Annotated in this window: 20 protein-coding genes; 12 read left to right on the top strand and 8 right to left on the bottom strand. The window is 65.0% G+C overall.

All coding sequences use genetic code 11. The annotated features are described in order from the left end of the window. Window positions 1–82: 82 nt before the first annotated feature. The 5 genes from P6U24_RS27580 (at window position 83) to P6U24_RS27560 (ending at window position 8,378) form a co-directional block, all read left to right on the top strand. On the top strand, window positions 83–1,366 hold the full coding sequence (locus P6U24_RS27580; RefSeq protein ID WP_407155594.1) for a nucleotide sugar dehydrogenase: 1,284 nt from the start codon (window positions 83–85) through the stop codon (window positions 1,364–1,366). A gap of 10 nt (window positions 1,367–1,376) precedes the next feature. Then, window positions 1,377–2,393 carry an NAD-dependent epimerase gene (locus tag P6U24_RS27575; protein ID WP_407155593.1) on the top strand — a complete coding sequence of 339 codons (1,017 nt, stop codon included), beginning with the start codon at window positions 1,377–1,379 and terminating at the stop codon, window positions 2,391–2,393. A 12-nt stretch (window positions 2,394–2,405) separates the two neighbouring features. After that, complete coding sequence (locus P6U24_RS27570; RefSeq protein WP_407155592.1) at window positions 2,406–3,818, top strand: mannose-1-phosphate guanylyltransferase/mannose-6-phosphate isomerase; 1,413 nt, start codon at window positions 2,406–2,408, stop codon at window positions 3,816–3,818. A gap of 91 nt (window positions 3,819–3,909) precedes the next feature. After that, the gene (locus P6U24_RS27565; protein ID WP_407155591.1) at window positions 3,910–6,132 is read left to right on the top strand and encodes a tetratricopeptide repeat protein; all 2,223 of its coding nucleotides are present in this window, start codon (window positions 3,910–3,912) and stop codon (window positions 6,130–6,132) included. 20 nt (window positions 6,133–6,152) lie between these two features. Further along, window positions 6,153–8,378, top strand: a complete 2,226-nt coding sequence (locus P6U24_RS27560) for a tetratricopeptide repeat protein (RefSeq protein WP_407155590.1) — start codon at window positions 6,153–6,155, stop codon at window positions 8,376–8,378. A 10-nt stretch (window positions 8,379–8,388) separates the two neighbouring features. Here the strand turns inward: P6U24_RS27560 and P6U24_RS27555 are convergent, their stop codons facing one another. From P6U24_RS27555 to P6U24_RS27540, 4 genes are all read right to left on the bottom strand, one after another. Then, entirely contained in the window at window positions 8,389–9,075 is a 687-nt protein-coding gene (locus P6U24_RS27555) for a DUF1223 domain-containing protein (RefSeq protein ID WP_407155589.1), read from the bottom strand. Between the two features lie 88 nt (window positions 9,076–9,163). Next, on the bottom strand, window positions 9,164–10,420 hold the full coding sequence (locus tag P6U24_RS27550) for an adenosylmethionine--8-amino-7-oxononanoate transaminase (protein ID WP_407155588.1): 1,257 nt from the start codon (window positions 10,418–10,420) through the stop codon (window positions 9,164–9,166). After that, window positions 10,417–11,055, bottom strand: a complete 639-nt coding sequence (gene bioD / locus P6U24_RS27545) for a dethiobiotin synthase (protein WP_407155587.1) — start codon at window positions 11,053–11,055, stop codon at window positions 10,417–10,419. Before bioD ends, P6U24_RS27550 begins: the two co-directional genes overlap by 4 nt. Next, window positions 11,052–12,182 (bottom strand): 8-amino-7-oxononanoate synthase, encoded by a 1,131-nt coding sequence (locus tag P6U24_RS27540; RefSeq protein WP_407160611.1) that lies wholly within the window; start codon window positions 12,180–12,182, stop codon window positions 11,052–11,054. The genes bioD and P6U24_RS27540 overlap by 4 nt, the downstream gene beginning before the upstream one ends. Before the next feature lie 237 nt (window positions 12,183–12,419). On the opposite strand from P6U24_RS27540, the gene P6U24_RS27535 reads away from it, so the two are divergent. From P6U24_RS27535 to P6U24_RS27515, 5 genes are all read left to right on the top strand, one after another. Continuing rightward, complete coding sequence (locus P6U24_RS27535; protein ID WP_407155586.1) at window positions 12,420–13,430, top strand: Gfo/Idh/MocA family protein; 1,011 nt, start codon at window positions 12,420–12,422, stop codon at window positions 13,428–13,430. A 59-nt stretch (window positions 13,431–13,489) separates the two neighbouring features. Next, window positions 13,490–14,641 (top strand): DegT/DnrJ/EryC1/StrS family aminotransferase, encoded by a 1,152-nt coding sequence (locus P6U24_RS27530; RefSeq protein ID WP_407160610.1) that lies wholly within the window; start codon window positions 13,490–13,492, stop codon window positions 14,639–14,641. Between the two features lie 238 nt (window positions 14,642–14,879). Then, a complete protein-coding gene (murJ, locus tag P6U24_RS27525) occupies window positions 14,880–16,412 on the top strand; it encodes a murein biosynthesis integral membrane protein MurJ (protein ID WP_407155585.1) in 1,533 nt (510 codons plus the stop codon). Between the two features lie 129 nt (window positions 16,413–16,541). Next, window positions 16,542–18,851, top strand: coding sequence for a xanthine dehydrogenase family protein molybdopterin-binding subunit (locus tag P6U24_RS27520; RefSeq protein ID WP_407155584.1), 2,310 nt, complete (start codon window positions 16,542–16,544; stop codon window positions 18,849–18,851). Window positions 18,852–18,957: 106 nt separating this feature from the next. Beyond that, on the top strand, window positions 18,958–19,407 hold the full coding sequence (locus tag P6U24_RS27515) for a c-type cytochrome (RefSeq protein WP_407155583.1): 450 nt from the start codon (window positions 18,958–18,960) through the stop codon (window positions 19,405–19,407). A 96-nt stretch (window positions 19,408–19,503) separates the two neighbouring features. Here P6U24_RS27515 and P6U24_RS27510 read toward each other — a convergent pair whose 3' ends face one another. Then, window positions 19,504–19,923 carry a CHRD domain-containing protein gene (locus P6U24_RS27510; RefSeq protein WP_407155582.1) on the bottom strand — a complete coding sequence of 140 codons (420 nt, stop codon included), beginning with the start codon at window positions 19,921–19,923 and terminating at the stop codon, window positions 19,504–19,506. A gap of 160 nt (window positions 19,924–20,083) precedes the next feature. Here P6U24_RS27510 and P6U24_RS27505 point away from each other — a divergent pair, with 160 nt between their 5' ends. Beyond that, a complete protein-coding gene (locus tag P6U24_RS27505; protein WP_407155581.1) occupies window positions 20,084–21,010 on the top strand; it encodes a c-type cytochrome in 927 nt (308 codons plus the stop codon). 312 nt (window positions 21,011–21,322) lie between these two features. Here the strand turns inward: P6U24_RS27505 and P6U24_RS27500 are convergent, their stop codons facing one another. After that, window positions 21,323–22,498: an ABC transporter substrate-binding protein gene (locus P6U24_RS27500; protein ID WP_407155580.1), complete on the bottom strand. Its 1,176-nt coding sequence runs from the start codon at window positions 22,496–22,498 to the stop codon at window positions 21,323–21,325. 404 nt (window positions 22,499–22,902) lie between these two features. Between P6U24_RS27500 and P6U24_RS27495 the strand changes: the two genes are divergently transcribed. Then, complete coding sequence (locus P6U24_RS27495; protein WP_407160609.1) at window positions 22,903–25,287, top strand: EAL domain-containing protein; 2,385 nt, start codon at window positions 22,903–22,905, stop codon at window positions 25,285–25,287. Between the two features lie 28 nt (window positions 25,288–25,315). On the opposite strand, the gene P6U24_RS27490 is transcribed toward P6U24_RS27495, so the two are convergent. Beyond that, window positions 25,316–26,383: a helix-turn-helix domain-containing protein gene (locus P6U24_RS27490; RefSeq protein ID WP_407160608.1), complete on the bottom strand. Its 1,068-nt coding sequence runs from the start codon at window positions 26,381–26,383 to the stop codon at window positions 25,316–25,318. A 328-nt stretch (window positions 26,384–26,711) separates the two neighbouring features. Further along, window positions 26,712–26,957 (bottom strand): Lrp/AsnC ligand binding domain-containing protein, encoded by a 246-nt coding sequence (locus P6U24_RS27485; protein ID WP_008968091.1) that lies wholly within the window; start codon window positions 26,955–26,957, stop codon window positions 26,712–26,714. Between the last annotated feature and the right edge of the window lie 8 nt (window positions 26,958–26,965).

Raw genomic sequence — 26,965 nt, 5'->3', positions numbered from 1 at the left:
CCTCTTGCGGTCCTGACCCCCCGGTGGCTAAACAGTCGCCGGATTGCCGTCAATGGCCTCGGAAACGACCGGAATACAATTTATGTCTCATGGCCGGAAGATTGCGGTGATTGGCCTTGGTTATGTGGGCTTGCCGGTCGCCGCAGCCTTCGCTCGCGGGCGGACGCCGGTCATCGGCTTCGATATCGATTCCGTCCGAGTCGCCGAGCTCAGGGCCGGCGAGGACCGCACGCGTGAGGTCGATCGCGCCGATCTCGACCGGCCGGGTCTGACTTTCACGAGCGAGGCAGCGGCCCTGCGGGATGCCGATTTTTTCATCGTGACCGTTCCGACCCCCATCGATGCCGCACGGCGGCCCGATCTGACGGCCATGCTGGCGGCCTCACGCACCGTCGGGGCCGTGCTCAAGCGCGGCGATATCGTGGTCTATGAGTCGACGGTCTATCCGGGTGCGGTCGAGGAGGACTGTGTTCCGGTCCTGGAAGGCTGCTCGGGGCTGAAGGCCGGCGCCGAATTCCATGTCGGCTATTCGCCAGAGCGCATCAATCCGGGCGACAAGACGCACCGTTTCGAGACCATCGCCAAGGTCGTCTCGGCCCAGGATGAGACGACGCTGCAGATCGTGGCGGACGTCTATGGCTCGGTGGTGTCAGCCGGCATTCACCGTGCGCCGTCGATCAAGGTGGCGGAGGCCGCCAAGGTGATCGAGAACACCCAGCGCGACCTCAACATCGCCTTCATGAACGAGCTGTCGTTGATCTTCCAGGCGCTCGACATCGACACCGGCGACGTGCTGGCGGCGGCCGGCACCAAGTGGAACTTCCTGCCGTTCTCGCCGGGACTGGTCGGCGGCCACTGCATCGGGGTCGATCCCTATTACCTCACCTATCGCGCCGAGAAGGCGGGCTATCATCCGCAGGTGATCCTCGCAGGCCGCCGCATCAACGACGAGATGGGCCGCCGCATCGCGCGCGAATGCATCCGCGGCCTCTTGCGGCGCAAGGGGCAGAGCGGCACGGTGACCGTGCTCGGCATGACCTTCAAGGAGAACGTGCCTGATATCCGCAATTCGCGCGTCATCGACATCGTAAGGGAACTGCAAGACTTTGGCATCGACGTGCAGATTGCCGACCCGCTGGCGGATACGCACGCGGTTGAAGAGGAATATGGCGTCGCGTTGACCGCGCTCGATGCCCTGCGCCCTGCGGATGCCGTGGTGCTTGCGGTCGCGCACGAGTCCTATATCAGCGGCGGTTGGCGGATGATCCAGCGGCTGCTGCGCGACGGCGAAGGACTCGTGCTCGATGTCAAAATGAAGCTCGACCGCGCGAGCAAGCCTGCGGCGATCGAATTGTGGCGGCCGTAATGGAGCGACCATGGCTGACAATCCCGTCCTCGTGACCGGCGCCGCCGGCTTCATCGGCTTCCATGTCGCGCAGCGGCTGCTGGCCGAAGGCCGGCAGGTGGTCGGCATCGACAGCCTCAACAACTATTATGACCCGAAGCTGAAGGAGGCGCGGCTTGCGATGCTGTCGTCGCAGCCCGGTTTTTCCTTCCATAGGCTCGACCTCGCCGATCGCACCGCGATGAAAGCGCTGTTCGGCGAGCATCGTTTTCCGGCGGTGGTGCATCTCGCGGCGCAGGCCGGCGTGCGCTACTCGCTGGAGAATCCGCACGCCTATGTCGATGCCAATCTCGCGGGCTTCATCAACGTGCTGGAAGGCTGCCGGCACAATGGCTGCGAGCACCTGCTGTTCGCGTCGTCCTCGTCGGTCTATGGTGCCAACACCAAGCTGCCGTTCTCGGTGAAGGACAACGTCGATCATCCGATCAGCCTCTATGCCGCGACCAAGAAGGCTAACGAGCTGATGGCGCACTCCTACAGCCATCTCTACCAGCTTCCGACCACCGGTCTGCGCTTCTTCACGGTCTATGGCCCGTGGGGGCGGCCGGACATGGCGATGTTCATCTTCACCAAGGCGATCCTGGCCGGGCAGCCGGTCCGGCTCTTCAATCATGGCAGGATGCGGCGGGATTTCACCTATGTCGATGACGTCGTGCAGGCCGTGGTTCGCCTGATCGGCCGGCCGCCGCAGGGCAATCCCGGCTGGGACGGGAACCGGCCGGACCCCGCTACCAGCAGGGCCCCGTGGACGGTTTACAATATCGGGAACAATCATCCCGAAGACCTGATGCACGTGATATCCCTGCTGGAAAAGGAGTTCGGCCGGGCCGCGATCAAGCAGATGCTGCCGATGCAGCCGGGCGACGTCGAGGCAACCTACGCCGACGTCACCGATCTCGAACGCGACATCGGCTTCAAGCCGGCGACGCCGATCGAAAACGGCATCGCGCGTTTCGCCAAATGGTATCGCGACTATCATCGGATTTAACGGATCGATTTCATGACCAGACGTATCATTCCCCTGATCATGTGCGGCGGTGCCGGCACACGGCTGTGGCCGGCCTCGCGCGAGGTGCGCCCGAAGCAGTTCCTGCCGCTATTCGGCGCGCGCTCCACTTTTCAGGATACCCTGCTGCGGGTCTCGGATCCCGATCTGTTCGAGCGGCCGATCGTCGTCACCAATGCGACCTATCGCTTCATGGTGCTGGAGCAGCTGGCCGAGATCGGGCTCGAGGCCGATGTGCTGCTCGAGCCGATGCGGCGCGATTCCGGCCCGGCGATCGTGGCCGGTGCGGCCTTCGCGAAGGCGCGCGATGGCGAGGCGGTGGTGCTGGCGCTCGCGGCCGATCATGTCGTCGGCGACAAGGCGGCCTTCCTGACCGCCTGCCGCGAGGGGCTTGCGGCGGCCGAGAGCGGCCGCATCGTCACCTTCGGCATCACGCCGGAGCGGCCGGCCACCGAATATGGCTATATCTGTCCGGGCGAGACGGTGTCCGGCGCGGTGCGCGCGGTGGCAAGGTTCGTCGAGAAGCCGGACCTGCCGACTGCCGAGCAGTACATCAGGGACGGTTACGTCTGGAACAGCGGCAACTTCATGTTCCGCGCCGACGTGCTGCTCGAGGAGTATCGCAAGTTCGACGCCGCCAGCGTGCAAGCGGTCGCCGATTCCGTCAGCAAGGCCGGGCGCGATCTCGGCTTCGTCATCCTCGATGCCGACGGCTTCGCAGCGGCCAAGCCGATCTCGATCGACTATGCGGTGATGGAGAAGACGGCGCGTGCCGCCGTGGTGCCGGTCGCCTGCGGCTGGTCCGATGTCGGTTCCTGGCACGCGGTGTGGGAACTGTCGGAGAAGGATGCGCAGGGCAATGCCGCGCGCGGTGCCGGCGTGTTCGAGGACTCCCGCAACTGCAACGTCGTCACCGATCATGCGCTCGTTGCGCTGGAGGGCGTCGACGATCTGGTCGTGGTCGCGACCCAGGACGCGGTGCTGGTGTCGCGACAGCGCGACACCAACGGGCTGAAGCGGCTGGTGGCGAGACTGAAGAAGGTCGCGCCCGAGGTGACCGAGGCGCATATCAAGATGCACCGGCCCTGGGGCAGCTATCAGTCGGTCGACAATGGCGAGCGCCATCAGGTCAAGCGCATCATCGTCAAACCGGGCCAGCGGCTGTCGCTGCAGAAGCACTATCATCGCTCGGAGCACTGGATCGTGGTGCGCGGCACGGCCCATGTCACCGTCAATGAAACCGTGAAGACCGTGCACGAGAACGAATCGATCTACATCCCGATGGGCGCGGTGCATCGGCTGGAGAACCCGGGCAAGATCCTGCTGGAGCTGATCGAGGTGCAGACCGGTTCCTATCTCGGCGAGGATGACATCATCCGCCTCGAGGACGACTATCGGCGCGGGTAGCGCGTGAGGGGAAGAGCGGCCCGTTACCTCTCTCGAATCACGCGAGCCATGCTAGATTCGCAAGGACATCACGCCTCCCGGAGAGTTGTCCTTGCAAAGCACGATCGGTTCGCGCGCGTTCCAGAACGCGCGGCTGCAGAAGAAAAGCCGCAAGCAGGCGGATGCGCTGCTGCCGAGTGCAGTCGCCGCTTATCGCGCCGGCCGGCACGCCGAGGCGCAGGCGATCTGCGGGCAGGTCATCGCACTGGTATCCGATCATTTCGACGCGCTGCATCTGCTGGGCGTCTCTGCGCTCGACAGCGGCCGGCTGGAGCTTGCCGAGCAGGCCCTGACCCAGGCGACATTGGTCGAGCAGCGGAATGCGGAGGCGCTCGCCAATCTCGGTCTCGTGCTGTTCAACCAGAAGCGTTATGAAGAGGCGCGCAAGGTGCAGGAGCGTGCCGTCACGCTGAAGCCGAATTTCGCGCTGGCGCTGACCAGCCTCGGCAATACGCTGATGAACATGCGCCTGTTCAACGAAGCGCTGGAGGCGCATGAGCGCGCCGTCGCCGCCAAGCCCGATTATGCCGATGCCTATTGCAATCGCGGCATGACGCAGCTTGTGATGCAGCGGAACCAGGAAGCTCTGCAGAGCTTCGATCGCGCGCTTGCGCTCAACCCGCGCCACATGCAGGCAATGTTCGGCAAGGGCCTGGTTGGCATCAACCTAAGGCATTTCGAGGACGCGCTGGCTGCCTTCAACGCCGCGCTGGCAATGAAGCCCGGCACTGCCGCAATCATCGCGCAGCGCGGTCGCCTCCACATCCAGATGGGCCACTTCGAGGAAGCGGAAGCCGATTTCGATGCGGCGCTTGCCAGCGACCCCACGCTCGAACCCGCTTTGCTCGGCAAGGCCCATGTCGGCGTGATCACTGACAAGACCGCGATGGCGCTGGCGGCCTGCAACAGGGTGCTCGAACGCAACCCGAATTCGGAAGTCGCGCTGGCCTGGTTCGGCGCATGCCTCGGCAAGCAGGGCGACATCGCGGGCGCGCTGCAGCAGTTCGATCGCGCCTTGGAGATCAAGCCGGATTTCGAGGACGTGATGACCAAGAAAATCTTCGCGCTCGACTTCCTGCCCGAGGCCGACTTTGCCCAGCATCAGGCCGCGCGGCGCGAATGGTGGACCCGCATCGGCGCCCAGATTCGACGACGGGAGTTGCCGCCGCGCGATCTCGATCCCGAGCGGCGCATCACCGTCGGCTACGTCTCGTCCGATTTCCGCAGCCACTCGGCCGCGCTTTCCTTCCTTCCCGTCTTACGCCATCACGACCATCAGGCGTTCAAGGTCGCCTGTTATTCCTGCTCTCCGCTATCAGACAGCGTGACCGACCAGTGCCGCGCCTGTGCCGACATCTGGGTCGACGCCAGCCGGTTCTCGGAGGACGAACTGGCAGACCGCATCCAGGCCGATGGTGTCGACGTTCTGATCGATCTGTCCGGCCATTCGGCCGGCAACCGTCTCCCGGTGTTCGCCGCCAAGCCGGCGCCGGTCCAGGTCACAGCCTGGGGTTCGGCAACCGGCACGGGCCTGCCAACGATCGACTACTTCTTCGCCGACGCCATCTCCGTCCCGCAGTCTGTCCGGCCGCTGTTCGCCGAGCAGGTCTATGACCTGCCGGCCCTGATCACCACCGATCCGCTGCCGGGCCTGCAGCCGACGCCTCTGCCGATGCTGCAGACCGGACGCATCACGTTTGGCGTCTTCAACCGCACCGAAAAGATCTCCGATCACGCGATCGCGGTGTGGTCGCGGCTGCTGCGCGAGCTCGATGGGGCTTCCATCCTTGTCAAGAACGGAACGCTGGACGACACCTTCCTGCGAGATCGGCTGATCGCGCGCTTCGTCGCGCAAGGCATTCCGGAGACGCGCGTGCGCTGTCTCGGCTCGTCGCTGCGCCACGAGCACATCGCTGCCTTCGCCAATGTTGACATCTCGCTCGATCCGTTCCCGCTGAACGGAGGGGTCAGCACCTGGGAATCACTGCAGGCGGGCATCCCGGTGGTGACCAAGCTCGGTACCACCGCGCCATCGCGCATGGGTGCCGCGATCGTCGAGGCGATCGGGCTCGACGACTGGGTGGCCGAGGACGACGATGGCTATATCGCGATTGCGCTGAGGCATGTGTCCCGGCCATCGGAGCTGGCGAGACTGCGCGCGGAGCTGCCCGGCAAGGTCGCAAGCTCTGCTGCCGGCAATGTCGAGACCTACACGCGCAAGGTCGAGGAAGGCTACCGCACGTTCTGGCGCCGCTACTGCGCCGCCAATAGCTGACGCGCATCCGGGGAATATCCGTGGCCAGCAATGTCGGTTCGCGCGCGTTCCAGAACGCACGGCTCCAGAAGAAGAACCGCAAGCAGGCGGACGCGCTGGTCCCCGTGGCGGTCGCCGCCTATCGCGCCGGCAAGCATGCGGAGGCGCAGGCGATCTGCGCCCAGGTGCTCGCGCTCGTCCCAGATCATTTCGACGCGCTGCATCTACTCGGCGTCTCGGCGCTCGACGGCGGCCGGCCTGATGTCGCGGTGCAGGCGCTGACACAAGCGACGGCAGTCGAACCGCGCCATGCCGAGGCGCTCGGCAATCTCGGTCTCGCGCTGTTCGGTCAGAAGCGCTACGAGGAGGCTCGCAAGGTCCAGGAGCGCGCCATCGCGCTCAAGCCGAATTTCGCGACGGCGCTCACCAATCTCGGCAACACACTGACGCGGCTTGGCGAGGCGGAGCAGGCGATTGCAGCTCACGAGCGGGCGATCGCGGTGAAGCCCGACTATGCGGACGCCTATTGCAACAGAGGTATGGCGCAGTTGCTGCTCGCCTTGAACGCGGAGGCCAATCAGAGCTTCGATCGCGCGCTGTCGCTGAACCCGCGTCACATGGAGGCGATGTTCGGCAAGGGCCTGGCCAGCATCAATCTGCGTCATTTCGACGATGCGCGGTCCGCCTTCGATGCCGCGCTCGCGATCAGGCCTGGCGCTCCCCTTGTTCTTGCCCAGCGTGGGCGGCTGCATCAGCAGATCGGACGGTTCGATCAGGCCAAGGCCGATTACGACGCCGCGCTGGCGAGCGATCCGATGCAGGAGATCGCGCTTTTGGGAGCCGCCCAGATCAATGTGCTCAGGGACAATATCGCCCCGGCGATGGATGCCTGCCGCAAGGTGCTCGCGCAAAATCCGGGCTCGGAGGTGGCCTGGACCTGGCTCGGCGCCTGCTTCGCCCGGCAAGGCGAGCTCGCCATAGCGCTGCAGCATTTCGACCGCTCGCTCGAGATCAAGCCCGATTATGGCGACGCGATCACCGCCAAAATCTTCACGCTCGATTTCACGCCCGATGCCGATTTCGCTCAGCACCAAGCCGCGCGGCGCGAATGGTGGAGCAGGATCGGTGCTCACATCCCACAAAGATCGCTGTCGCCACGGGACCTCGATCCGAAGCGGCGCATCACCGTAGGCTATGTCTCCTCCGACTTCAGGGGACATTCCGCCGCCTTCGCCTTCTTGCCCGTGCTGCGGCACTGCGATCGCGAGCAGTTCCGCATCGCCTGCTACTCCTGCTCGCCGCTGCAGGACAACATGACGGCGCAGTGCCGCGCCGCTTCCGATGTCTGGGTGGATGCCTGGCAGATGTCCGACGATGAGCTGTCGGCGCGCATCGAGGCGGATCAGGTCGATATCCTCGTCGATCTGTCCGGACACTCGGCCGGCAATCGGCTCGCCGTGTTTGCCCGCAAGCCGGCGCCCATCCAGGTCACGGCCTGGGGCAGCGGCACCGGTACCGGCGTGCCGACCATCGACTACTTCTTCGCTGATCCAGTCACGGTGCCGCAGAATGTGCGTCATCTGTTCGCCGAAGCGGTCTACGACCTTCCGGCGCTGATCACCACCGATCCGCTGGCCGGCGTGCAGCCGACGCCGCTCCCGATGCTGCGCAATAGACATGTGACCTTCGGCGTCTTCAACCGGATCGACAAGATCTCCGACCCGGCGCTCGCAGTCTGGTCGCGGCTGATGCAAGAGCTTCCGGAGTCCAGGATCGTGATCAAGAACGTCGCACTCGACGATCCCTTCCTGCGCGACCGCCTCGTTGCGCGTTTCGTGGCGCATGGGGTGGCGGAAAGCCGTCTCTCGTGCCTTGGTTCGACATCGCGCGAACAGCACATCGCGGCGTTCGCCAATATCGACATCTCGCTCGATCCGTTTCCGCTGAATGGCGGGGTGAGCACCTGGGAATCGCTGCAGGCGGGCATTCCGGTGGTGTCCAAGCTCGGCACCACCGCGCCATCGCGGATGGGCGCCGCGATCGTCAAATCGGTCGGCCTCGACGATTGGGTTGCCGATGACGACAACGGCTATGTCGCCATCACGCGCCGTCACATCGCAGAGCCAGCAACGCTCGCGAAGTTGCGCGCCGAACTGCCGGGCAGGGTGGCGAGCTCCGCCGCCGGCAATGGCGAGCTGTACACGCGCAAGGTCGAAGAAGGCTATCGGAGCTTCTGGCGCCGTTATTGCGCGACAGCTTCGGCCTGATCGTTCGCGGTCACAGCCTTCCTGCGCCGACGATGCGTCCGTCCGGCGCTTCGACGAGCACGGCGGCATCCTCGCCCTCCGGCGCCTGCTCCGTGAGATCCAATGGCACGCCGTGCCAATCAGCGAGCGGACGGACCGAGCGCACCACGTTCAGCTCCTCGAAGGTGCGGCCACCATTCTCGCCGCGACGGATCGCGGTCTTGTGATAGTGATCGAAGCCGACCAGCAGCACCCGCCCGCGGCCATTGCCCGCTCCAATCTCGACCAGCAATTGATCGTTCTTGCGGCTGACCTTCACGGCCGTTGCGGTGGTCGCGCCGGCCTTGGCGCGATCGATCGCGGAGCCGATCTCGTCACGATACGAGCCGACATGACTATTGAGGCCATCGACCACGATCTCTGGCGTATAGGAGCCGTCGCCGAAACGGCTGCCATAGCGGGCCTGCCGATCGGTCGCCACCGGCAGCGAGAACGGGTCTTTCCAGCCGAGCCGATCCCAATAGGTGACATGGAAGGCGAGCGGCAGCACGTCGTGCCGCTCGCGTGCGAGATCGTTGAGATAGGCGTTCGCCGGCGGACAGGACGAGCAGCCCTGCGAAGTGAACAACTCGACCACCACCGGGCGGTCGGCCGCATCGGCGATATCAGGCGCAAGCCCCATAGTGACGGCAAGCGGAATCAAGAGACGCGACAGCATCGGAGGCTCCCATACGGTTCGCATCCGTGTTCGCGGCGTTGGCCGGGCGCGTTACCGCGTCCCGCCAACACGGTTTCGTGAGGGGTGCCTAGCAATCGAGATCGACCGCCGCGATCGCCTCATAGACAGCGTTGATCTCAGCTGCCGTGCTGCAATAGGGCGGCATCAGATAGATCGTGTTGCCGAGCGGCCGCACGAGCATGCCGCGTGCCAAGAAATGCCGGTAGAGGCGGGGCCCGATATCGGCGAGATAGCCGGCATCCTGCACGACGAGATCGAGCGCGGCGATGGTGCCGAGCTGGCGGACGTTCAGAAAACGCCTGTCGTCGCGAAAGCGCTCGAGCGCTTTGGTGTGAACGCCAGCCAACGCAGCGATCCGTTCCTTCACGGGCTCACTTTGCCAGACCCTGAGATTGGCGAGCGCGGCGGCGCAAGCGATCGGATTGGCGGTGTAGGACGAGGAGTGAAAGAAGGTCTTGCGGCGATCTTCTGCGTAGTGGGCGTCGAAGATCGCCTGTCGGCACAGTGTGACCGCGAGCGGTAGCACGCCGCCGGTCAGGCCTTTCGAATAACAGGCGATGTCCGGCACGATGCGGGCCTGCTCGCAGGCGAACAGCGTTCCGGTACGGCCCCAGCCGGTCATCACCTCGTCGGCAATCAACAGCACGCCGTGGCGGGCGCAGATCGTCGCCATCTCGGCCAGTACGGCGGGCTGATAGATCAGCATGCCGCCGGCGCCGAGAATCAAGGGCTCGACGATCAGCGCCGCTACCGGCCGTTCGCGGCAGGCCTTCTCAAGCGCGTCGAGTGTCGCCTGCTCGCGCCCCGGATGCGGGAAGGCAAGGCGGCCGACATCGAACAGCAGCGGCTCATAGGGCGCGTTGAACACGCCGCGCGCGCCGACCGACATGCCGCCGATGGTGTCGCCGTGATAGGCGCCTTCGAGCGCCAGGATGTGCCGGCGGTCCTCGCCCGAATGCAGCCAGTAGCCGAGCGCCATCTTCAGCGCGACCTCGACCGAGGTCGATCCGCTGTCGGAGAAGAACAGATGCGTCAGCTCGGGCGGCGTGATCCCGATGAGCCGCTGCGCCAGCTCTTCCGCCGGTGGGTGGGTGAAGCCGGCGAAGATCACCTGGTCGAGCCGCTCGGTCTCGGTTCGGATCGCCTCCGTGATCGGCGCATAACGATGGCCATGGGTGATCACCCACCATGACGAAATGGCATCGAAGATTTTTCGGCCGTCGGCGGCTTCGAGCCAGGCACCATCGGTGCGGACAATGGTCGGAATCTCGCCATGCACCGCGTGCTGGGTGAAGGGATGCCAGACCGGCGAGGCGGAGGTCATGCGGAACGTTCCAGAATGGTGGCGACATCGACATGGGCCGTGAATGCAGCGCGCAGCGTGCCGGCATCGAGTTGCGGCAGATGCGGCAGGCGGCCGAGATGCCGCGTGCGCCCCATCGCCACGATCGTCTGTTCGGAATCGCCGTTCGCGTCGCCGATGAAGGCGATGCCAATCAGCGGAATGCTACGTGCACGCAACGCGGCGATCGACAGCAGCGTGTGATTGATCGTGCCAAGCGTGGTGCGCGCGCACAGCACTAGCGGTGCACGCCAGCGTGCGAACATGTCGAGATAGGTGATCTCGCGCGTCAGCGGCACCATCAGCCCGCCTGCGCCTTCGATGACGAGCGGGTTTGGCGTTGCCGGCAGCTCCAACTCGTCGGAGTCGATGGCGATGCCGTCGATCTCGGCGGCAAGATGCGGTGAGACCGGAGTGGCCAGCCGGTAGCGCTCGGGCAGGATGCGCTCCGCCGGAACGCCCGCCAGGCGGCGCACTGTGTCGGAGTCGGTCTCGCCATCGAGGCCGGACTGCACCGGTTTCCAATAGTTGCCGTCGAGCGCCCCGGTGAGGCCGGCTGCGAACACGGTCTTGCCGATGCCGGTATCCGTGCCGGTGACGACGATTCGTGCCGTCACGGCAACCCCCTCATCGCTATGGCCAGGGCGTCGAACAACTCGGAGATCACCGCTTCGGTCAGATTGGCCGTGAGCGCGATGCGCAGGCGCGCCGTGCCTTCGGGCACGGTCGGCGGCCGGATCGCGCGGGTGTCGAAGCCCTGTGCTTGCAGGGCGGATGCGAGCGCGACGACCTTCGCGTCGGCGCCGACGATGACCGGCAGGATGTGCGACGGCGAGGCATCGATGCCGCAACGCGCTTTCAACTGACGCGCAGCGAAGGCAACCAGATGCGCCAACCGTTCGCGCCGTGCGGGCTCCCTCGATATCCGCAGCGCCGCGCGGGTGACGGCCGCGATCAGCGGCGAGGGCGCGGTCGCGAAGATGAAGGGGCGCGCCCGGTTCACCAGGAAGTCGCGGATGATCTTCGGGCCGAGCACGAAGCCGCCGGAGGTGCCGAGCGCCTTGCCGCAGGTGTGCAGCGTGATGACATTGTCGCGGCCTTCGAACGGAGCTGCAAGGCCGCGTCCATCCGGTCCGAGCACACCGGTTGCATGCGCTTCATCGATCAAGAGCACCGCATCAAAGCGGTCGGCGACCGCGACAAGATCGGCGAGGGCAGGGCTGTCGCCATCCATGCTGTAGACGCTTTCGACCGCGATCCAGGGACGCCCGCGGCTGCCCGCTTGGCGCCATTGCGCGAGCCGCTCGGCGAAGGCATCGACGTCGTTATGTCGGATGCTCTCGTGCGGCGCGCGGCAGCGGCGCAGGCCCTCATGGACGCTGGCATGCACCAGCTCGTCATGGAGCACGATGTCGCCGCGCTGAGGCAGCGTCGAGAAGATCGCGTGATTGGCGGTGTAACCGGCGCCGAAATAGAGCGCACTCTCGGCGCCGAAATGGTTGGCCGCCTCGATCTCCAGCGCCTCGTGTTCAGGATGGTTTCCCCGCAGCAGCCGGGAGCCGCCGGCGCCGACCGGAATGCCGCGGGCGATGGCTTCGATAGCCGCCTGCCGCAGCTCATCCGATTCGGCGAGCCCGAGATAATCATTTGAGGTGAAATCGATGCCGGTGCGACTGTGCAATCGGCGGTAGCGGCCCCGTTCATCCAGTGCACGAAGCTGGAGCTCGAACTCATCGTAAGCCATCAAATCACGCGCACTCCGGCATCTTACGGAATGTTTGATGGCCGACCGTCCCCCGGATTGCAACGGCAATTGCCCTAAAATCACCGTGTAATCATTTGAATCAAAACGTGTTTGAGTTCGTTTCCGGGACCATTCGCCTGATCTGTGGCGGCATGCTAGAGAGCGAAAAACCAGTTGCTGATTTGCTTCCCGTTCATCGTGGGCCGGCAGATCCGACATATCGATGGGGTCGTTGACATGAGTTCGAAGGGGGCTGGCAAGATCGAGCCGAAGCAGCCGCTGCGGGTCGGGGTGATCGGCGCAGGCGTGATGGGGAGCAATCATGCGCGCGTTCTGGCCGGCTTGCCGAGCGTCCAGCTGGTCGGCGTCGCAGATCCCTTGCCGGCGCATCGCTCCCGCGTCACCGACCTTGCCAACTGCGCGACCTTCGCCGATTTCGACGAGCTGGTGGCGCAGGGTGTCGATGCGGTGACGGTGGCTGCGCCCACCCATCTGCATCATGAGATCGCGCTCGCCTGCATCGCGCGCAACATTCATCTTCTGGTCGAGAAGCCGATCGCCTCGAGCGTCGAGGAGGGGCGGGAGATCGTGTCGGCTGCTCAGCGCGCCGGCGTCACCCTGATGATTGGCCATGTCGAGCGCTTCAACCCGGCGGTCGCGGCCATCAAGCAGGCGATTGCGGGCGAGGACATCCTGTCGATCGGGATCACCCGCGTCGGCCCGTTCCCGCCGCGCATGTCCAATGTCGGCGTCGTCATCGATCTGGCGGTCCACGACATCGACCTGATCCGATGGTTCACCGAATCCGACATCATCGAGGTGCAGCCGCAGCTCTCCAGCGCGGTCGCCGAGCGCGAGGACATCGCGCTACTGCAGTTCCGCACAGCCTCCGGTGTGCTCGCTCACATCAACACCAACTGGCTGACGCCGTTCAAGGCGCGCAGCGTTACGGTCGCAACGCGCGGCAAGTACATCATGGGCGATCTGCTCACGCGTCAGGTCACCGAATGCTTCGGCTTCAAGCCGGATGGCAGCTATTCAATGCGCCATCTGCCGGTCGGCTATGACGAGCCGCTGCGGGCCGAGCTACTCGCGTTCCTGCACGCGGTGCGCACCGGAACGGCGCCAGCGGTCACCGGCGACGAAGGCGTCGCCAGCCTTGCGATCGCCACGCAGTGCCTGGAAACCTCATCCCATCGCATCGCGCCTCCCGTAGCCCGCAAGGAGCCGCGCCGCGTCGCAGGCTGAAGCGCTCGCATTCGAATCGCATCCGTTCGATGTCCATCTCTCAAACTTCGTCAGGCGCCATGAACCAGCATCTGCGTCATCAGCCCATTCCCTTCATCGACACCGTCGCGCAGCGTCAGCGGCTCGGCCAATCGCTCGACGCGGCGGTGGCGCGCGTGCTTGCGCATTGCCAGTTTCTTGGCGGTCCGGAGATCACGCAGCTCGAAACCGAGCTCGCTGCTTTCTGCGGCGCCAAATATGCGGTGAGCTGCTCCTCGGGCACCGATGCGCTGCTGATGGTGCTGATGGCCAAGGGCATCGGCCCGGGCGATGCGGTGCTGTGCCCGTCCTTCACCTTTTGTGCGACCGGCGAAGCGGTGGCGCTCACGGGCGCGACGCCGGTGTTCGTTGACGTGCTGGAAGACACTTTCAACATCGATCCGGCCTCGCTCCGCCGCGGCATCGCCACGGCGACGCGGCTCGGCCTGAAGCCGAAGGCGGTGATCCCGGTCGATCTGTTCGGTCAGAGCGCGCAGCATGATTTGATCGCGGCGGTCGCCGAGGCCGAAGGCCTATTCGTGCTCGACGACGCAGCGCAGGGCTTTGGCGCCAGCTACAAGGGCCGTCGTATCGGCACCTTCGGGCTTGCAACCGCGACCAGCTTCTATCCGGCCAAGCCGCTCGGCTGCTATGGCGATGGCGGCGCCATTCTCACCGATGACGCCGATCTGTTGGACAAGCTGCGCAGCGTCCGTGCTCATGGCGGCGGCGCCGACAGATACGACAACATCCGGCTTGGTCTCACCGCGCGGCTCGACACCATCCAGGCCGCGGTGCTGATCGAGAAGCTGAAGATTTTCGAGGACGAGATCGCGGCGCGCAACGTGGTTGCAGACCGCTACACCAGGGGGCTCACGGACGTCGTCAACGTGCCCCGGCTGGCCGAGGGCTGCACGTCGGTCTGGGCGCAATACACCATTCGCCTGCCCAAAGGCATCGATCGCGACCAGTTCCAGGCGGCGCTGAAGGCGCAGGGCATTCCGACCGTGATCTATTATCCGAAGTCGATGCACCAGCAGACCGCCTATCGCATCTTCCCGGTCGCCGATGGCGGCCTGCCGGTCAGCGAGCGGCTGTCGAGCGACGTCATCAGCCTGCCGATGCACGCCTATTTCGACGAGCCGACGCAGTCGCGAATCATCGAGGCCGTACGCGGCGCGGTGGCGGGTTGAGCTGCTCCCCTTAACCTCGCCCCGCTTGCGGGGAGAGGTCGATCGCGAAGCGATCGGGTGAGGGGGTACAGGTCTAAACACTCACACCGATCGTGCGTCTGCCCCTCACCCCAGCCCTCTCCCCGTAAGAACGGGGAGAGGGGGTACACCGCGCGACGGCGCGCTCACGCCACGCAAGCTCAGACGTATTGAACGATCTTCGCTTCAACCTGCCCGCCTGATGCTTTAGAAGCGGCGCATGCTCGGACGCATCTTCACCGTCGGCAGCTACACGCTGCTATCCCGGCTCACCGGCTTCGCCCGCGACATCATGCTGGCGGCGATTCTTGGCGCCGGTCCGGTGGCCGATGCCTTCTTCATCGCCTTCCGCCTGCCCAATCATTTCCGCGCGATCTTCGCGGAAGGGGCGTTCAACGCCGCTTTCGTGCCGGCCTATGCTCATGTTCACGGCGAGAAGGGGCAGGCGTCCGCGAGCCTGTTTGCCGACCGCATCTTCACGCTGCTGCTCGCCTCGCAGGTGGTGCTGCTGATCCTGGCCTGGCTGTTCATGCCAGAGGTCATGAGCGTGCTCGCGCCGGGCTTCACGGATGATCCGGCGCAGCGTGGGCTTGCGATCGAGCTCACCCGCATCACCTTTCCCTATCTGCTCCTGATCACGCTGGTGACGCTCTATGGCGGCATGCTCAACGTGATGCAGCGCTTCGCCAGCGCCGCGGCCGCGTCGATCTTCCTCAACATCGCGATGATGGCGACGCTGGCGCTCGCCGTGTTCTTCCCGAGCGCAGGCCACGCCGCGGCCTGGGGCGTCTTGATCTCCGGCTTCCTGCAATATTTCCTCCTTGCCGGCGATCTCGCGCGCCACGGCGGCCTGCCGCGCTTTGCGCCGCTCAAGCTGGACGAGGACATCCGCGCCTTCTTCGGCGCGCTGGGGCCGGCGACGTTGGGCTCGATGGGCACGCAGGTGGCGATGTTCGCTGATACCATCATCGCGACCTTCTTGCCCGCTGGCGCGTTGTCGGCGCTGTATTACGCCGACCGGCTCAACCAGCTGCCGATCGGTGTGATCGGGATTGCGGTCGGCACCGTGCTGCTGCCGGAAATGTCGCGCCGGCTCTCGGCCAATGACCACGTTGGTGCGATGGAGAGCCAGCGCCGCGCCTTCGATTTCACGCTGCTGTTCTCGGTGCCGTTCGTCGCCGCTTTCCTTGCCGTGCCCGATGTGATCACCCGCGCGATGTTTACCCGCGGCGCCTTCACCAAGGCCGATGCGGCGGCGGCCGGCGCCACGCTCGCAGCTTATGCGATCGGCCTCATTCCCTTCGTGCTGATCCGCAGCGCGGTGTCGACCTTCTACGCCCGCAAGGACACCGCAACGCCGGTCAAGGCGTCCCTGACCGGGCTTGCCGCCAATGTCGTGCTGAAGGTGCTGCTGATGGGCTCGCTGGCCCAGGTCGGGCTCGCGCTCGCAACCGCCGTCGGCGCCTGGATCAACCTGTTGCTGGTGCTCGGTTTTGCGGTCGCCAGGGGCTATCTGGAATTTGGCAGTGCGCTCCGCGCATCGCTGGTCAAATATGCGATCACCGGGCTCGTGCTGGCGGGCATGCTCTGGCTCACCGCCAGCATCGCGATGGCGCAGCTTGCCGGTCTCGGCCGCTTCCGTGACGAAGCCGTTCTGGCCCTGCTGATCGTCGTCGGCGCGATCGTCTATGCCGGCGCCATTCTCAGCTTGTTTGGCCCACGCTGGCTCAAATCTCTGGTGCGGCGGAGCTGACGAACCGAGCGTCGGGTCCAGTTCGCGAAATTTTGCACCGCGTCAAAGTGGCGGCTGAATCGATTTGCGCCGATCCTGCTCCCGCTGCAATATGCACGTAATCGGGCAACAAGCGGGAAGTGAAACGAGATGGCAGCTCCAATCAAGTTCGGCGTCGGTCAAAGCGTGCTCCGGAAAGAGGACGATGCGCTGATCCGCGGCAAGGGCCGCTACACCGATGATCTCGCGCCGTCGGCCTCGCTCCATGCCTTGGTGCTGCGCTCGCCGCATGCGCACGCCAGGTTCACGATCGACGCGAGCGCGGCAAGGACGCTGCCCGGTGTGTCGCTGATTCTCACTGCCGAGGATGTCGCCGATCTCGGCGGCCTGCCGTGCCTGTTCAACCTCGAGACCGATCCATTCACGGCGCCCCCATATCCGATTCTCGCCAAGGACGAGGTGCGGCATGTCGGCGACGCCGTCGCCTTCGTGGTGGCCGATACGCTCGATCACGCCCGCGATGCGCTGGAGGCTGTCAAGGTCGAGTGGACTACCTTGCCGGCGGTGACCGGGGTTGCCAACGCTGTCAAGCCGGATGCGCCGCAGGTCTGGCCGCAGCACAAGGGTAACGTGCTGTTCGACGTCTCGATCGGCGACAAGAAGGCAGCCGACGAAGCATTCGCCAAGGCGCATGCGGTGGCCGAGATCAGGATCGTCAATCCGCGCGTGGTTGCGAGCTTCATGGAGACGCGCGCGGCCGTCTGCGAATATGATGCCAAGCGCGATCATTTGACGCTCACGGCCGGCAGCCAGGGCAGCCATCGCCTGCGCGACATCCTGTGCCAGAACGTGCTGAACATACCCGTCGAGAAGATGCGGGTGATCTGCCCGGATGTCGGCGGCGGCTTCGGCACCAAGCTGTTTCCCTACCGCGAATATGCGCTGCTTGCGGTCGCGGCCAGGCGCCTGCGCAAGACGGTGCGCTGGGCGGCCGATCGCGCCGAGCATTTCATGGGCGACGCGCAGGGCCGCGACAACGTCACGGTGGCGAAGATGGCGCTGGCCGAGGATGGCAAGTTTCTCGGCATGGACGTCGACCTGATGGGCGACATGGGCGCGTATCTCTCGACCTTCGGGCCCTACATTCCGCATGGCGGCGCCGGCATGCTGCCCGGTCTCTACGACATCCAGGCCTTCCATTGCCGCGTGCGCACCGTCTTCACCCATACCGTGCCGGTCGATGCCTATCGCGGTGCCGGCCGCCCCGAGGCGGCCTATGTGATCGAGCGGCTGGTCGACGCCTGCGCGCGCAAGCTCGGCATGAGCGTGGATGCGATCCGGCGCAAGAACTTCATCGCGCCGCGCGCGCTGCCCTATAAGACCGCGACCGGCAAGGTCTATGATTCCGGCGACTTCAGCGCGCATCTGAAGCGCGCGATGGAGATCGCGGAGTGGAAGGAGTTTCCCAAGCGCGCCAGGGCGGCGAAGAAGCAAGGTCTGGTGCGCGGCATCGGGCTTGCGAGCTATGTCGAGGTCTGCGGCGTGATGGGCGAGGAGACCGCCAATGTGCGGCTCGATCCCAATGGCGATGTCACCATCCTGATCGGCACCCAGTCGAGCGGGCAGGGGCACCAGACGGCCTATGCGCAGATCGTCGCCGAGCAGTTCGGCCTGCCGCCCGAGCGCATCCACATCCATCAGGGCGACACCGATGAGATCAAGACCGGCCTCGGCACCGGCGGCTCCGCCTCGATTCCCTCGGGCGGCGTCAGCGTGCAGCGCGCCACCCAGGAGCTTGGCGACAAGCTGAAGCAGATCGCGGCGGAGGCGTTAGAGGCCGGCATTGGCGATCTCGAGATCAGCGAGGGGCGGGTGCGTGTCGCCGGCACCGATCGGGCCATCAGCTTCGCCGATCTCGCCAAGAAGGCGGACGGCGATGCGAGTAAGCTGAGCGGCAGCGCGACCTTTGCCAGTGCCGACGGCACCTATCCGAACGGCACCCATCTCGCCGAGGTCGAGATCGATCCGGCCACCGGCATCATCAGGATCGTCAACTACGTCATCGTCGACGATTTCGGCGTCACGCTCAATCCATTGCTCCTCGCCGGTCAGGTGCATGGCGGCGCGGTGCAGGGTATTGGCCAGGCGCTGATGGAGCGGGTCATCTACAGCGACTCCGACGCGCAGCTCGTCACCGGCAGCTTCATGGACTACGCGCTGCCGCGCGCCGCGGATGCGCCGCCCTTTACCTTCGAGACTCACAACGTGCCCTGCAAGACCAATCCGATGGGCGTGAAGGGCGCCGGCGAGGCGGGCGCGATCGGGTCATGTCCGGCCGTCGTCAACGCGATCATCGAGGGGTTGTGGCGCGAGTACAAGATCGACCACATCGACATGCCGGCGACGCCGGAGCGGGTCTGGATTGCAATTCGCGAGCAGCACCGTCGCCATAGCCTCTGACTTCAGCCGCAATTCTGGAATAATTCGAAATTGCCGGGGTTGGACGGATGATGAATTCGGCTTGCGTCCGGCAAGCCGTGATCGTGGCAATAAGGGAGCTTAAGGAATGAAGCGGACTGTGGTGGCCGTCGGAGCGTTGTTGCTTGGGATCGGCGCGGTGATGGCACAGCAGGATCTGGTCAAGCACGACCAGGACACCATGAAAGCCAATGCCAAGAATCTCGGCGGTGTCCTGATCGCGATGGTCAAGGGTGAGAAGCCGTACGACCAGACCGCCGTCAGCGCCGCGCTCGCGCAGCTCGATGAGACCGCCAAGAAGCTGCCGACCATGTTCCCCGACAGCGTCAAGGGCGCGAAGTTCGATGGAGATTACAGCCCATCGCCGAAGCTATGGGAGGACAAGGCCGGCTTCCAGGCCAGGATCGACAGCTTCGCCAAGATCGTCGCGGAGGCCAAGGCCAAGGTCAAGGACCTCGATTCGTTGAAGGCGATCGCGCCTGCCATCGGCAAGGAATGCGGCAACTGCCACGAGACCTTCCGCGTCAAGCACGGCTGATCGCATGACAAAAGGGCGAGCGCGGATTGCGTTCGCCCTTTCACTTGTCTGCCATCTTTGCTGTTCGCGGCAGGACAGTCGTGCGACTTCGCGGATCTACTTCGTCACCTGCCCGCGGATTTCGCCGGCCGGGTTGGCGGCGGTGTGGACATTGACATAGTACTTGCCAGCCTCGAGATCGGCGGCCTGGGCGTCGGTCAGCGTCGCGCTGCCCTCAGCCGGGCTCGACGTCGCGTTGGGAATCGCGACCGCCACGCCGGCGTTCTTGCCGGGCTCGGCGGGACCATGGAAATGCGCGGCGGTCGCAGGGCCCGTCAGGCCCGAATAGGTCAGCTTCCAGCTCAGCTTCTTGCTGGCGGGATCATAGTCGATGTCGGCCGTCCCGGTGCCGCTGCTGCTCGTCGCCGGCACCTCGGACTTTCCGTCCAGCGTGGCCTTGAACTTCTCGGCACAGGCGGGTCCTGCGCAGGCAAGCGTTGTGATGAGAACGAGCGGAATGAACCTCGTGCTGGTCATGATTTCCTCCCAATGAACGTCAAGTACCAATTCGCTCAACCGTGAGCTTTCGGCTTTATTCCCGCGCAGAAGGCGAAGACCTGCGCGAAATTGTCAGCACCGCCAGCCGTGCGAGGCGGCTAGACTGGTGCCGACCTACCCTCGAAACGACGGATCGGTGATGCTGCGACGCTTTCTGCCTGCCCTGATCATCCTCGTTGTTGTTGCGGTTGCGGCCTATTGGTGGCTCACCACGCCTTCGATCGCGTTTGCGGTCACCGCACCTGCCCACACGCCCGATCTCGCCAATGGGCAGGAGATCTTCAATGCCGGCGGATGCGCGTCCTGCCATGCCGTTCCGAAGCAGCAGGATCGCTTGAAGCTTGGCGGCGGCCTGCCGATATCATCGCCCTTCGGCACCTTCTATGCGCCGAACATCTCGCCCGATCCCACCGACGGCATCGGGCGCTGGAGCGAGGCCGATTTCGTCAGGGCGCTGACGCGCGGCGTCTCGCCCGGCGGCCAGCATTATTTCCCGGCCTTTCCCTACACCACCTATGCGCATGCCAGGCTCGAGGACGTGCAGGATCTGTTCGCTTACTTGAAGACGCTGGCGCCGGTATCGGGCAGGGCGCCCGATCACGACATGCCGTTTCCGTTCAACATCCGCCGCAACATCGGGATCTGGAAGCTGCTGTTCTTCAGCGACAAGCCGTTCAGACCGGATCCGGCGCGCTCGGCGCAGTGGAATCGCGGCGCTTATCTGGTGAACGCGTTCGGCCATTGCGCCGAGTGCCACAGCCCGCGCAATGCGCTTGGCGGCATTGTCGCGGCGCAACGCTTCGCCGGCGGACCGGACCCGGAGGGACACGGCTTCGTGCCGAACATCACCCAAAAAGGATTATCCGACTGGAGCGAGAGCGACATCAGCTATTTCCTCGAGACCGGACAGATGCCGGATGGCGACTCCGCCGGCGGCTCGATGGCCGCCGTGATCCGCAACACCTCGCAACTGTCCACGGATGATCGCGCAGCTATCGCGAACTACATCAAGTCGCTTCCCCCGGTCGAGGGACCACCGAAGCCGCCGAAGAAGCCGGATGGTTAGTTTGTCGATTCCATAAGATCGCAGATCGTAGGATGGGTAGAGCGAACGGGTCGGAGCTTCCGACCTGTTCGCGAAACCCACCGCTGGCTTGATGATCTAACAATGATGGGGATCGCTTCGCTCAACCCATCCTACATTCTGGTCGTGAGTGTCGTCATTGCGAGGAGCGCTAGCGACGAAGCAATCCAGACTTCCGTCTTAGCGCTGGATTGCTTCCGCCGTCGCCCTTCGGGCTATGGCGGACACGTCGCTTCGCTCGCAATGACGAACATTGGCGAACATCCTGACGGTCGCTAGTTTTGGACACAACCATCAGTTCGTCAGCCTTTCGACCGGCTTGAAGCTGCCGTCGGACTGGATCTGGGTCAGGAACACCTCCGGCGGGTGGGTCTGGCGCATTGCGCCGAAGGCGATGATGTCGCCGCCGATGTCGAACTTGCCGACATCGTTGATGACCCGCAGGAGATCGGAGCGCGTCGGATTGGGCCCTGCGAGCTCCAGCGCCCGGCCGACCACGCGTCCGACGATATAGCCTTCCAGCGACTGGAAGTCCGGTGTCTGGCTTGGATCGAGCGCCTTCTGCGCCGCCTGATAGTCCGCGACCAGTTTCAGCCGCGTATCCCATGGGAACGGCACGACCTGGGAGACGATGATGCCGGCGCCCTCGCGTCCGAGCTCCTTGGCGAGCGCGGTGCCGCCGACGAAGGAGGCGGCGGCAAAGGTCGGGTTGAATCCGCTGCGATGCGACAGCTTGATGAACTCGGCGCAGGGACCGTAGGTGCCGACCATGATCACCGCATCGGGCTCGGCACGCTTGATCATCCGGAACGCGGCGCCGACCGCGCGGGTGTTGCGCTCGAAGGTGCCCTCGGCGGTCAGCTCCATGCCGCGCCGGTCAAGCGCGGCCTTGACGCCAGCAAGCACGTCGCGACCGTACGCGTCGTCCTGATAGAAGATTCCAATCCGGCTCTGGTGCAGATCCTCGACCAGATGCTTGATCCAGGCCTCGGCCTCCGCCTTGTAGCGTGCGCGGATGTTGACGACGTTCTGAAACTCTGGGCCGTTGAGGAACTCCGCGCCGGAGACCGGCCCGATGAAGGGCACGTCGTTGGCGGCGGCGATCGGTGCCGTTGCCATCGCCGTCGGGGTGCCGACCGCGCCGATCAGCGCGAACACCTTGTCCTCGTAGATCAGCTTCACGGTCTCCACGACCGAGCGGTCGGGGTCGTAGCCGTCGTTGCGGCTGACCAGCTTCAGCTTGCGGCCATGGATGCCGCCTTTGGCATTGATCTCGGTGAAAGCGGCCAGAAGGCCCTGGCGCATGGACTGTCCAAGCGCCGCCGAGGGCCCTTCGAGCGCGGCCACCTGGCCGAACAGGATGGTATCGCTGGTGACGCCGACCTCATCGGCCGCCGCAAGCGACGGAAGCAGGCCGCCTGCCAGCAAAGCAAGAGCGGCCAGGATCCGCAAAGGCGATCGCAACCTCATTCGTGCCACCGACCGAAGTCCCTGCTACCATAGGCTGCAACTCGTCCGGGGACGTCGGATCGAAGCGCCGCATGTGAATGTCCGTGTGCTAATGGGCCCATGATTTTCCCAAGGTCACGTAAAGATCTTGCGGCAAATGCGCTGCGACCGCTGCAAATGCCGTCTTCATGGGCAGCCAGACATCCTGGCGCACACGGGCCGTGCGGCTTTGAAAGGAGTGCGTTAACCAAGCTCGCGCTTGCCGCAGCGTTTGGTCGGCATCTTTGAGCGTCCTTAACCGCGGCAGTGTCCCATCCGCCTGGAAATAGGCAGGGGCAGCCATTTTGGCGGATACGGGATTGCAGGTCGGACAAGAGAGAAGACGGGCTGTGGAGGCGGATCGTCAGCAGGTCCGCGCGGAGATCGTGCGCGAGCCGTCTTCGTCCTCCTCTTCGTCACGCGCGCCGTTGTCGAAATACCGGCTCTATCGCCCGGCGCTGATTGCGGCCGGCATCGGCCTTCTGGCAACGCTCATCGGCACGGTCGCGGTCGGCCGCTGGGAGAACCGCCTCGCGCGCGCGGATTTCGAGGGCTTGGCCGAGGCGCAGGCGATCCTGATTCAGAACGGCATCAACGAATATGTCAGCCGGCTCACCGCGCTGCGCACCCGCTTTGAATCGGCCAACGAGGACATCACCCGCAGCGAGTATCAGACCTTCAGCGCCCGGCTGTTCGAGGCCCATCCGGGCCTGCTGCGGGTGTCCTGGCTGCCGCGGATCAAGCGCAAGGAGCGCGGCGAATACGAGGCCGCGGCGATCACCGACGGCGTCCCGGCATTCCGCATCAAGGCCTATCCGGACGGCGCGGTGGCGCCGGAGGGCGACGAATATTTTCCGGTCTACTTCTCCACCGAGCCTAAGACGGCGATGGTCTACGGGCTCGATTATTGGAGCGTTCCGGAGCGGCGCGCGGCGCTGGAGCAGGCCCGCGACTACGACATGATCGGCGCGGTTCGCACCCATCTGTACGACTACAAGAAGGGCGGGCGTTCCACCGCCGTGATGGTCGGCGTGCCAGTCTATGCCAAGGGCACCTCGCGTACCACGGTCGCCGACCGCAGGCGCAATCTGACCGGCTTCGTGGTCGGCCAGTTCGATCTGCCGCTGCTGCTGCAGTCGATCCGGGCGACCAGCAAGGCGAGCCCGGCGCTTGCCATCAACGTGCTGCCGCCCGAGCAGGGCATCAATCCCGTCGGGCTGGAGCGCGGTGATCTTGCCGCCGATACCGCGCGCCGGGCCGCCGAGACCGGACTGTACTGGCAGGTTGCGCTGCGCATCGGCGATGCCGACTGGCTGTTCCAGGCCGCCCCGGCCGCCGGCAGCGGGCTCACCACCACGCATGACCGTGCGCTGGCGCTCTATGCTGCGGGCATCGCCATCACCATCTTCCTCTCCGTCTATCTCATCGTGTCCGGCCGCAACGCCGCGCAGCTCGCGCTCGCCAACCGCCGGGTGCTGGAGCTTGCGCAAACCGATGCGCTGACCGGGCTTGCCAACCGCGCCTTCTTCCTGGAGCAGCTGGAGCAGATCATCGCGGGTAGCGGCAACGGCCGGTTTGCCGTGTTCCTGCTCGATCTCGACCGCTTCAAGAACGTCAACGACACGCTTGGTCATGGCGCGGGCGACGCCCTGCTGGTGCAGGTCGCCCAGCGGCTGAAGTCGAGCCTGCGAGCGAGCGACGTGCTGGCGCGGCTCGGCGGCGACGAGTTCGCACTGATCCAGGTCGGTGCTCCCGACCATCGCGTCGCATCGGTCGATTTGGCGCAGCGCATCGTCAAGCTGATCTCGGAACCGTTCCAGCTCTCCGGCCAGCGCGTCGAGATCGGCACCAGCATCGGCATCGCGCTGGCGCCGGAGCACGGGCGCCACCAGGAGCAGCTGCTCAAGAAGGCCGATATCGCGCTGTACCGCTCCAAGGCCGCAGGGCGCAACTGCCACACCGTCTATGACGATGCAATGTCCGCCGAGCTCGAGGCACGCTCGACGCTGGAGGGCGATCTCCGTGACGCCATCGCGCGCTGCCAGTTCGAGCTGCATTACCAGCCCTTCTATGATGTCGAGACGGGGCGGCGCTGCGGCGTCGAGGCCCTGGTGCGCTGGCGCCATCCGGCCAAGGGCCTGGTGCCGCCGGACCAATTCATTCCGCTTGCGGAATCCACCGGGCTGATCGTGCCGCTCGGCGAATGGATCCTCGGCCGCGCTTGCAACGACGCCACGATGTGGCCCGACGACGTCAAGGTCGCCGTCAATCTGTCGCCGGTTCAGTTCAAGCAGGCCGAGCTGTATGACGTGATCGAGGCGGCGTTGTCGAGCTCGGGCCTTGCGCCCGAGCGGCTCGAGATCGAGATCACGGAATCGGTCCTGCTCGAGCGCAAGGCCGAAAACGAGCTTCTCATCGAACGGCTGAAGGGATTGGGGATCTCGCTGGCGCTGGACGATTTCGGTACCGGCTATTCGTCACTGCGGTCGCTGACTGCGTTCCCGTTCGACAAGATCAAGATCGACAAGACCTTCGTCGGCAATCTTGGCCAGCGTGACGAAAGCGCGGCCGTGATCTCCTCGGTGGTGACATTGGCGCGCGGCCTCGGCATGAACATCACCGCCGAAGGCGTCGAGACCGAGGACCAGCTCGAGCATCTGCGCGTGCTCGGCGTCAACTTTGCGCAAGGCTATCTGCTGGGACGACCGATGCCGCTCAGCCAGCTCGAGGATCACTTGCAAGTCGAGGAGCAGCGCCGCAACGCCGCCTGAGCAGCCGGCGCCGCGCCGCGATACCGCTTCAGTCGCCCTCGTCGCCGATCCGTGGCGCTGCGATTTCGCGCATCCAGCGCGTCATGGTCGAACTGCCGCGATCTGCCGGATCCGGCGTCGTGACGACGGGCAGTGCCGCCTCGCGCGCAGCCCGCGGCGTGATGCCATAGGCCGCTTTGAACGAGCGCGTGAAATGCGCGTCGGTGCCAAGCTGCCAGCGCCGCGCCACCTCGCTGATCCGCAGTCCCCGCCCTCCGGTGGAGGCGAGATCGAAGAACGCGTGATGCAGTCGCGGGCTGCGAATATATTCGGCAATGCCGCCGATCGGCGCGAACAGGCGATAGAGCGAGGCGCGCGACAGACCGAAATGCAGCGCGATTGTATCGGCACTGAGGTCGGCATCGGCGAGCCGCGCCTCGATGTGCCGGCGGATGCGAAACAGCGATGCATTCGTCGCCACGCTGCGGTCGGCGTCGCGGCGTTCGAGCTCGCCCCTGAGGCAGGCCGAGACCAGGGCAACCGTGCCCTCGACCGCGGCCTGGCATTCGTCTGATGTCATGCGCGGCGCGTATTCGAGCAAGGCGGACAGGTGCTCCGCGAGCAGCAGCGCGAGCGCGCTGTCGCCTGGCAGCACCAGGCCGTGCAGATCCTCCACCTGCAGCAGGCGGGTGTCGAACATCGGGCGCGGCACCACGAGCGTGACGTTCTCGAAGGCTCTAGCCCGGGTCTCGCAGGTCTGCGCCAGATCGAGCACGCAGATATCGCCGGGCTCGACGCGGATCGGCATCTCGCCCGCCACGCCCTCGTAGCCGCCCTTGACGTAAAGCTGCAGGATGATGTGGTCGACGCCGCTGCGCGCAATGGTTGCAGCCGTACGCCGGAAGCGCTGGCCGCTGGCGCGCGCCATGCCGAGCAGGATCGATCCCATCGCGTAGGAGCGCAGGTCGGCGCGGAAGGGCTGCGATTCACCGGTCGCCAGCTCGTCGACATCGAAGAAGGTCGCGGTGGTCTCGCGCCAGGCGGCGATGTTGTCTTCGGTGCCCATCTGCTCGGATGAGAAGCCGAAGCTCGGCAGAAGGGAGGAGACGGATTCAATCTCGCTGGTCACGCTAAGCCGGCCGGTTTGAGCTTTTGTCTCAATCTCTTGATCGGATGTTTCCGTCGGTCGGTTCGGCTTGACCGCGCACCATCCTCTCACGCTATAGGAGCGACATAACCAAGTTGCTAATGACGAAAAAGATAGGGTCCTTCAACGTCACCTCCAGTCGGTTGGAGGACCTGCCGCTCGCGACGAGCGAACTCTCGCCCGGCGGTAAGCCTTTCATCACGAATGCGCATGTTGATGAAATTGTTTCATGACGTCGCGCCCGCCGGTCTCCGGCGGGCGTTTTTGTCAGGAACGAGACCGTCCGAGGACACGGCTCTCAGCTGGCGCCGAAGGCCTTGAAGGTGATGATGGTGTGGGTGTCCTGGATGCCCGGCAGCACCTGGACCTTCTCGTTGATGAAGTGGCCGATATCGGTATCCTTGTCGACATAGAACTTCACCAGGAGGTCATAGTCGCCGGCGGTCGAATAGATCTCGGAGGCGATCTCGGCCTCGGCCAGCGCATTGGCGACCGTATAGGACTGGCCAAGCTTGCATTTGATCTGGACGAAGAAGGGAACCATCGCGCACG

The organism is Bradyrhizobium sp. STM 3557 (genome assembly GCF_045571465.1).
In the GTDB taxonomy this organism is placed as follows: Bacteria; Pseudomonadota; Alphaproteobacteria; order Rhizobiales; family Xanthobacteraceae; genus Bradyrhizobium.
Note: the sequence above shows the minus strand (reverse complement) of the source record. Positions and strands in the feature narration are given on the sequence as shown.

Bases quoted from the DNA above. Each gene is read 5' to 3' on its own strand.
- P6U24_RS27570 (WP_407155592.1), top strand. From the start codon at position 2,406: ATGACCAGACGTATCATTCCCCTGATCATGTGCGGCGGTGCCGGCACA.
- P6U24_RS27500 (WP_407155580.1), bottom strand. From the start codon at position 22,498: ATGAGGTTGCGATCGCCTTTGCGGATCCTGGCCGCTCTTGCTTTGCTG.
- P6U24_RS27515 (WP_407155583.1), top strand. From the start codon at position 18,958: ATGAAGCGGACTGTGGTGGCCGTCGGAGCGTTGTTGCTTGGGATCGGC.
- P6U24_RS27540 (WP_407160611.1), bottom strand. From the start codon at position 12,182: ATGGCTTACGATGAGTTCGAGCTCCAGCTTCGTGCACTGGATGAACGG.
- P6U24_RS27575 (WP_407155593.1), top strand. From the start codon at position 1,377: ATGGCTGACAATCCCGTCCTCGTGACCGGCGCCGCCGGCTTCATCGGC.
- P6U24_RS27485 (WP_008968091.1), bottom strand. From the start codon at position 26,957: ATGGTTCCCTTCTTCGTCCAGATCAAATGCAAGCTTGGCCAGTCCTAT.
- P6U24_RS27555 (WP_407155589.1), bottom strand. From the start codon at position 9,075: ATGCTGTCGCGTCTCTTGATTCCGCTTGCCGTCACTATGGGGCTTGCG.
- murJ (WP_407155585.1), top strand. From the start codon at position 14,880: ATGCTCGGACGCATCTTCACCGTCGGCAGCTACACGCTGCTATCCCGG.
- P6U24_RS27535 (WP_407155586.1), top strand. From the start codon at position 12,420: ATGAGTTCGAAGGGGGCTGGCAAGATCGAGCCGAAGCAGCCGCTGCGG.
- P6U24_RS27505 (WP_407155581.1), top strand. From the start codon at position 20,084: ATGCTGCGACGCTTTCTGCCTGCCCTGATCATCCTCGTTGTTGTTGCG.
- P6U24_RS27550 (WP_407155588.1), bottom strand. From the start codon at position 10,420: ATGACCTCCGCCTCGCCGGTCTGGCATCCCTTCACCCAGCACGCGGTG.
- P6U24_RS27520 (WP_407155584.1), top strand. From the start codon at position 16,542: ATGGCAGCTCCAATCAAGTTCGGCGTCGGTCAAAGCGTGCTCCGGAAA.
- P6U24_RS27580 (WP_407155594.1), top strand. From the start codon at position 83: ATGTCTCATGGCCGGAAGATTGCGGTGATTGGCCTTGGTTATGTGGGC.
- P6U24_RS27510 (WP_407155582.1), bottom strand. From the start codon at position 19,923: ATGACCAGCACGAGGTTCATTCCGCTCGTTCTCATCACAACGCTTGCC.
- P6U24_RS27530 (WP_407160610.1), top strand. From the start codon at position 13,490: ATGAACCAGCATCTGCGTCATCAGCCCATTCCCTTCATCGACACCGTC.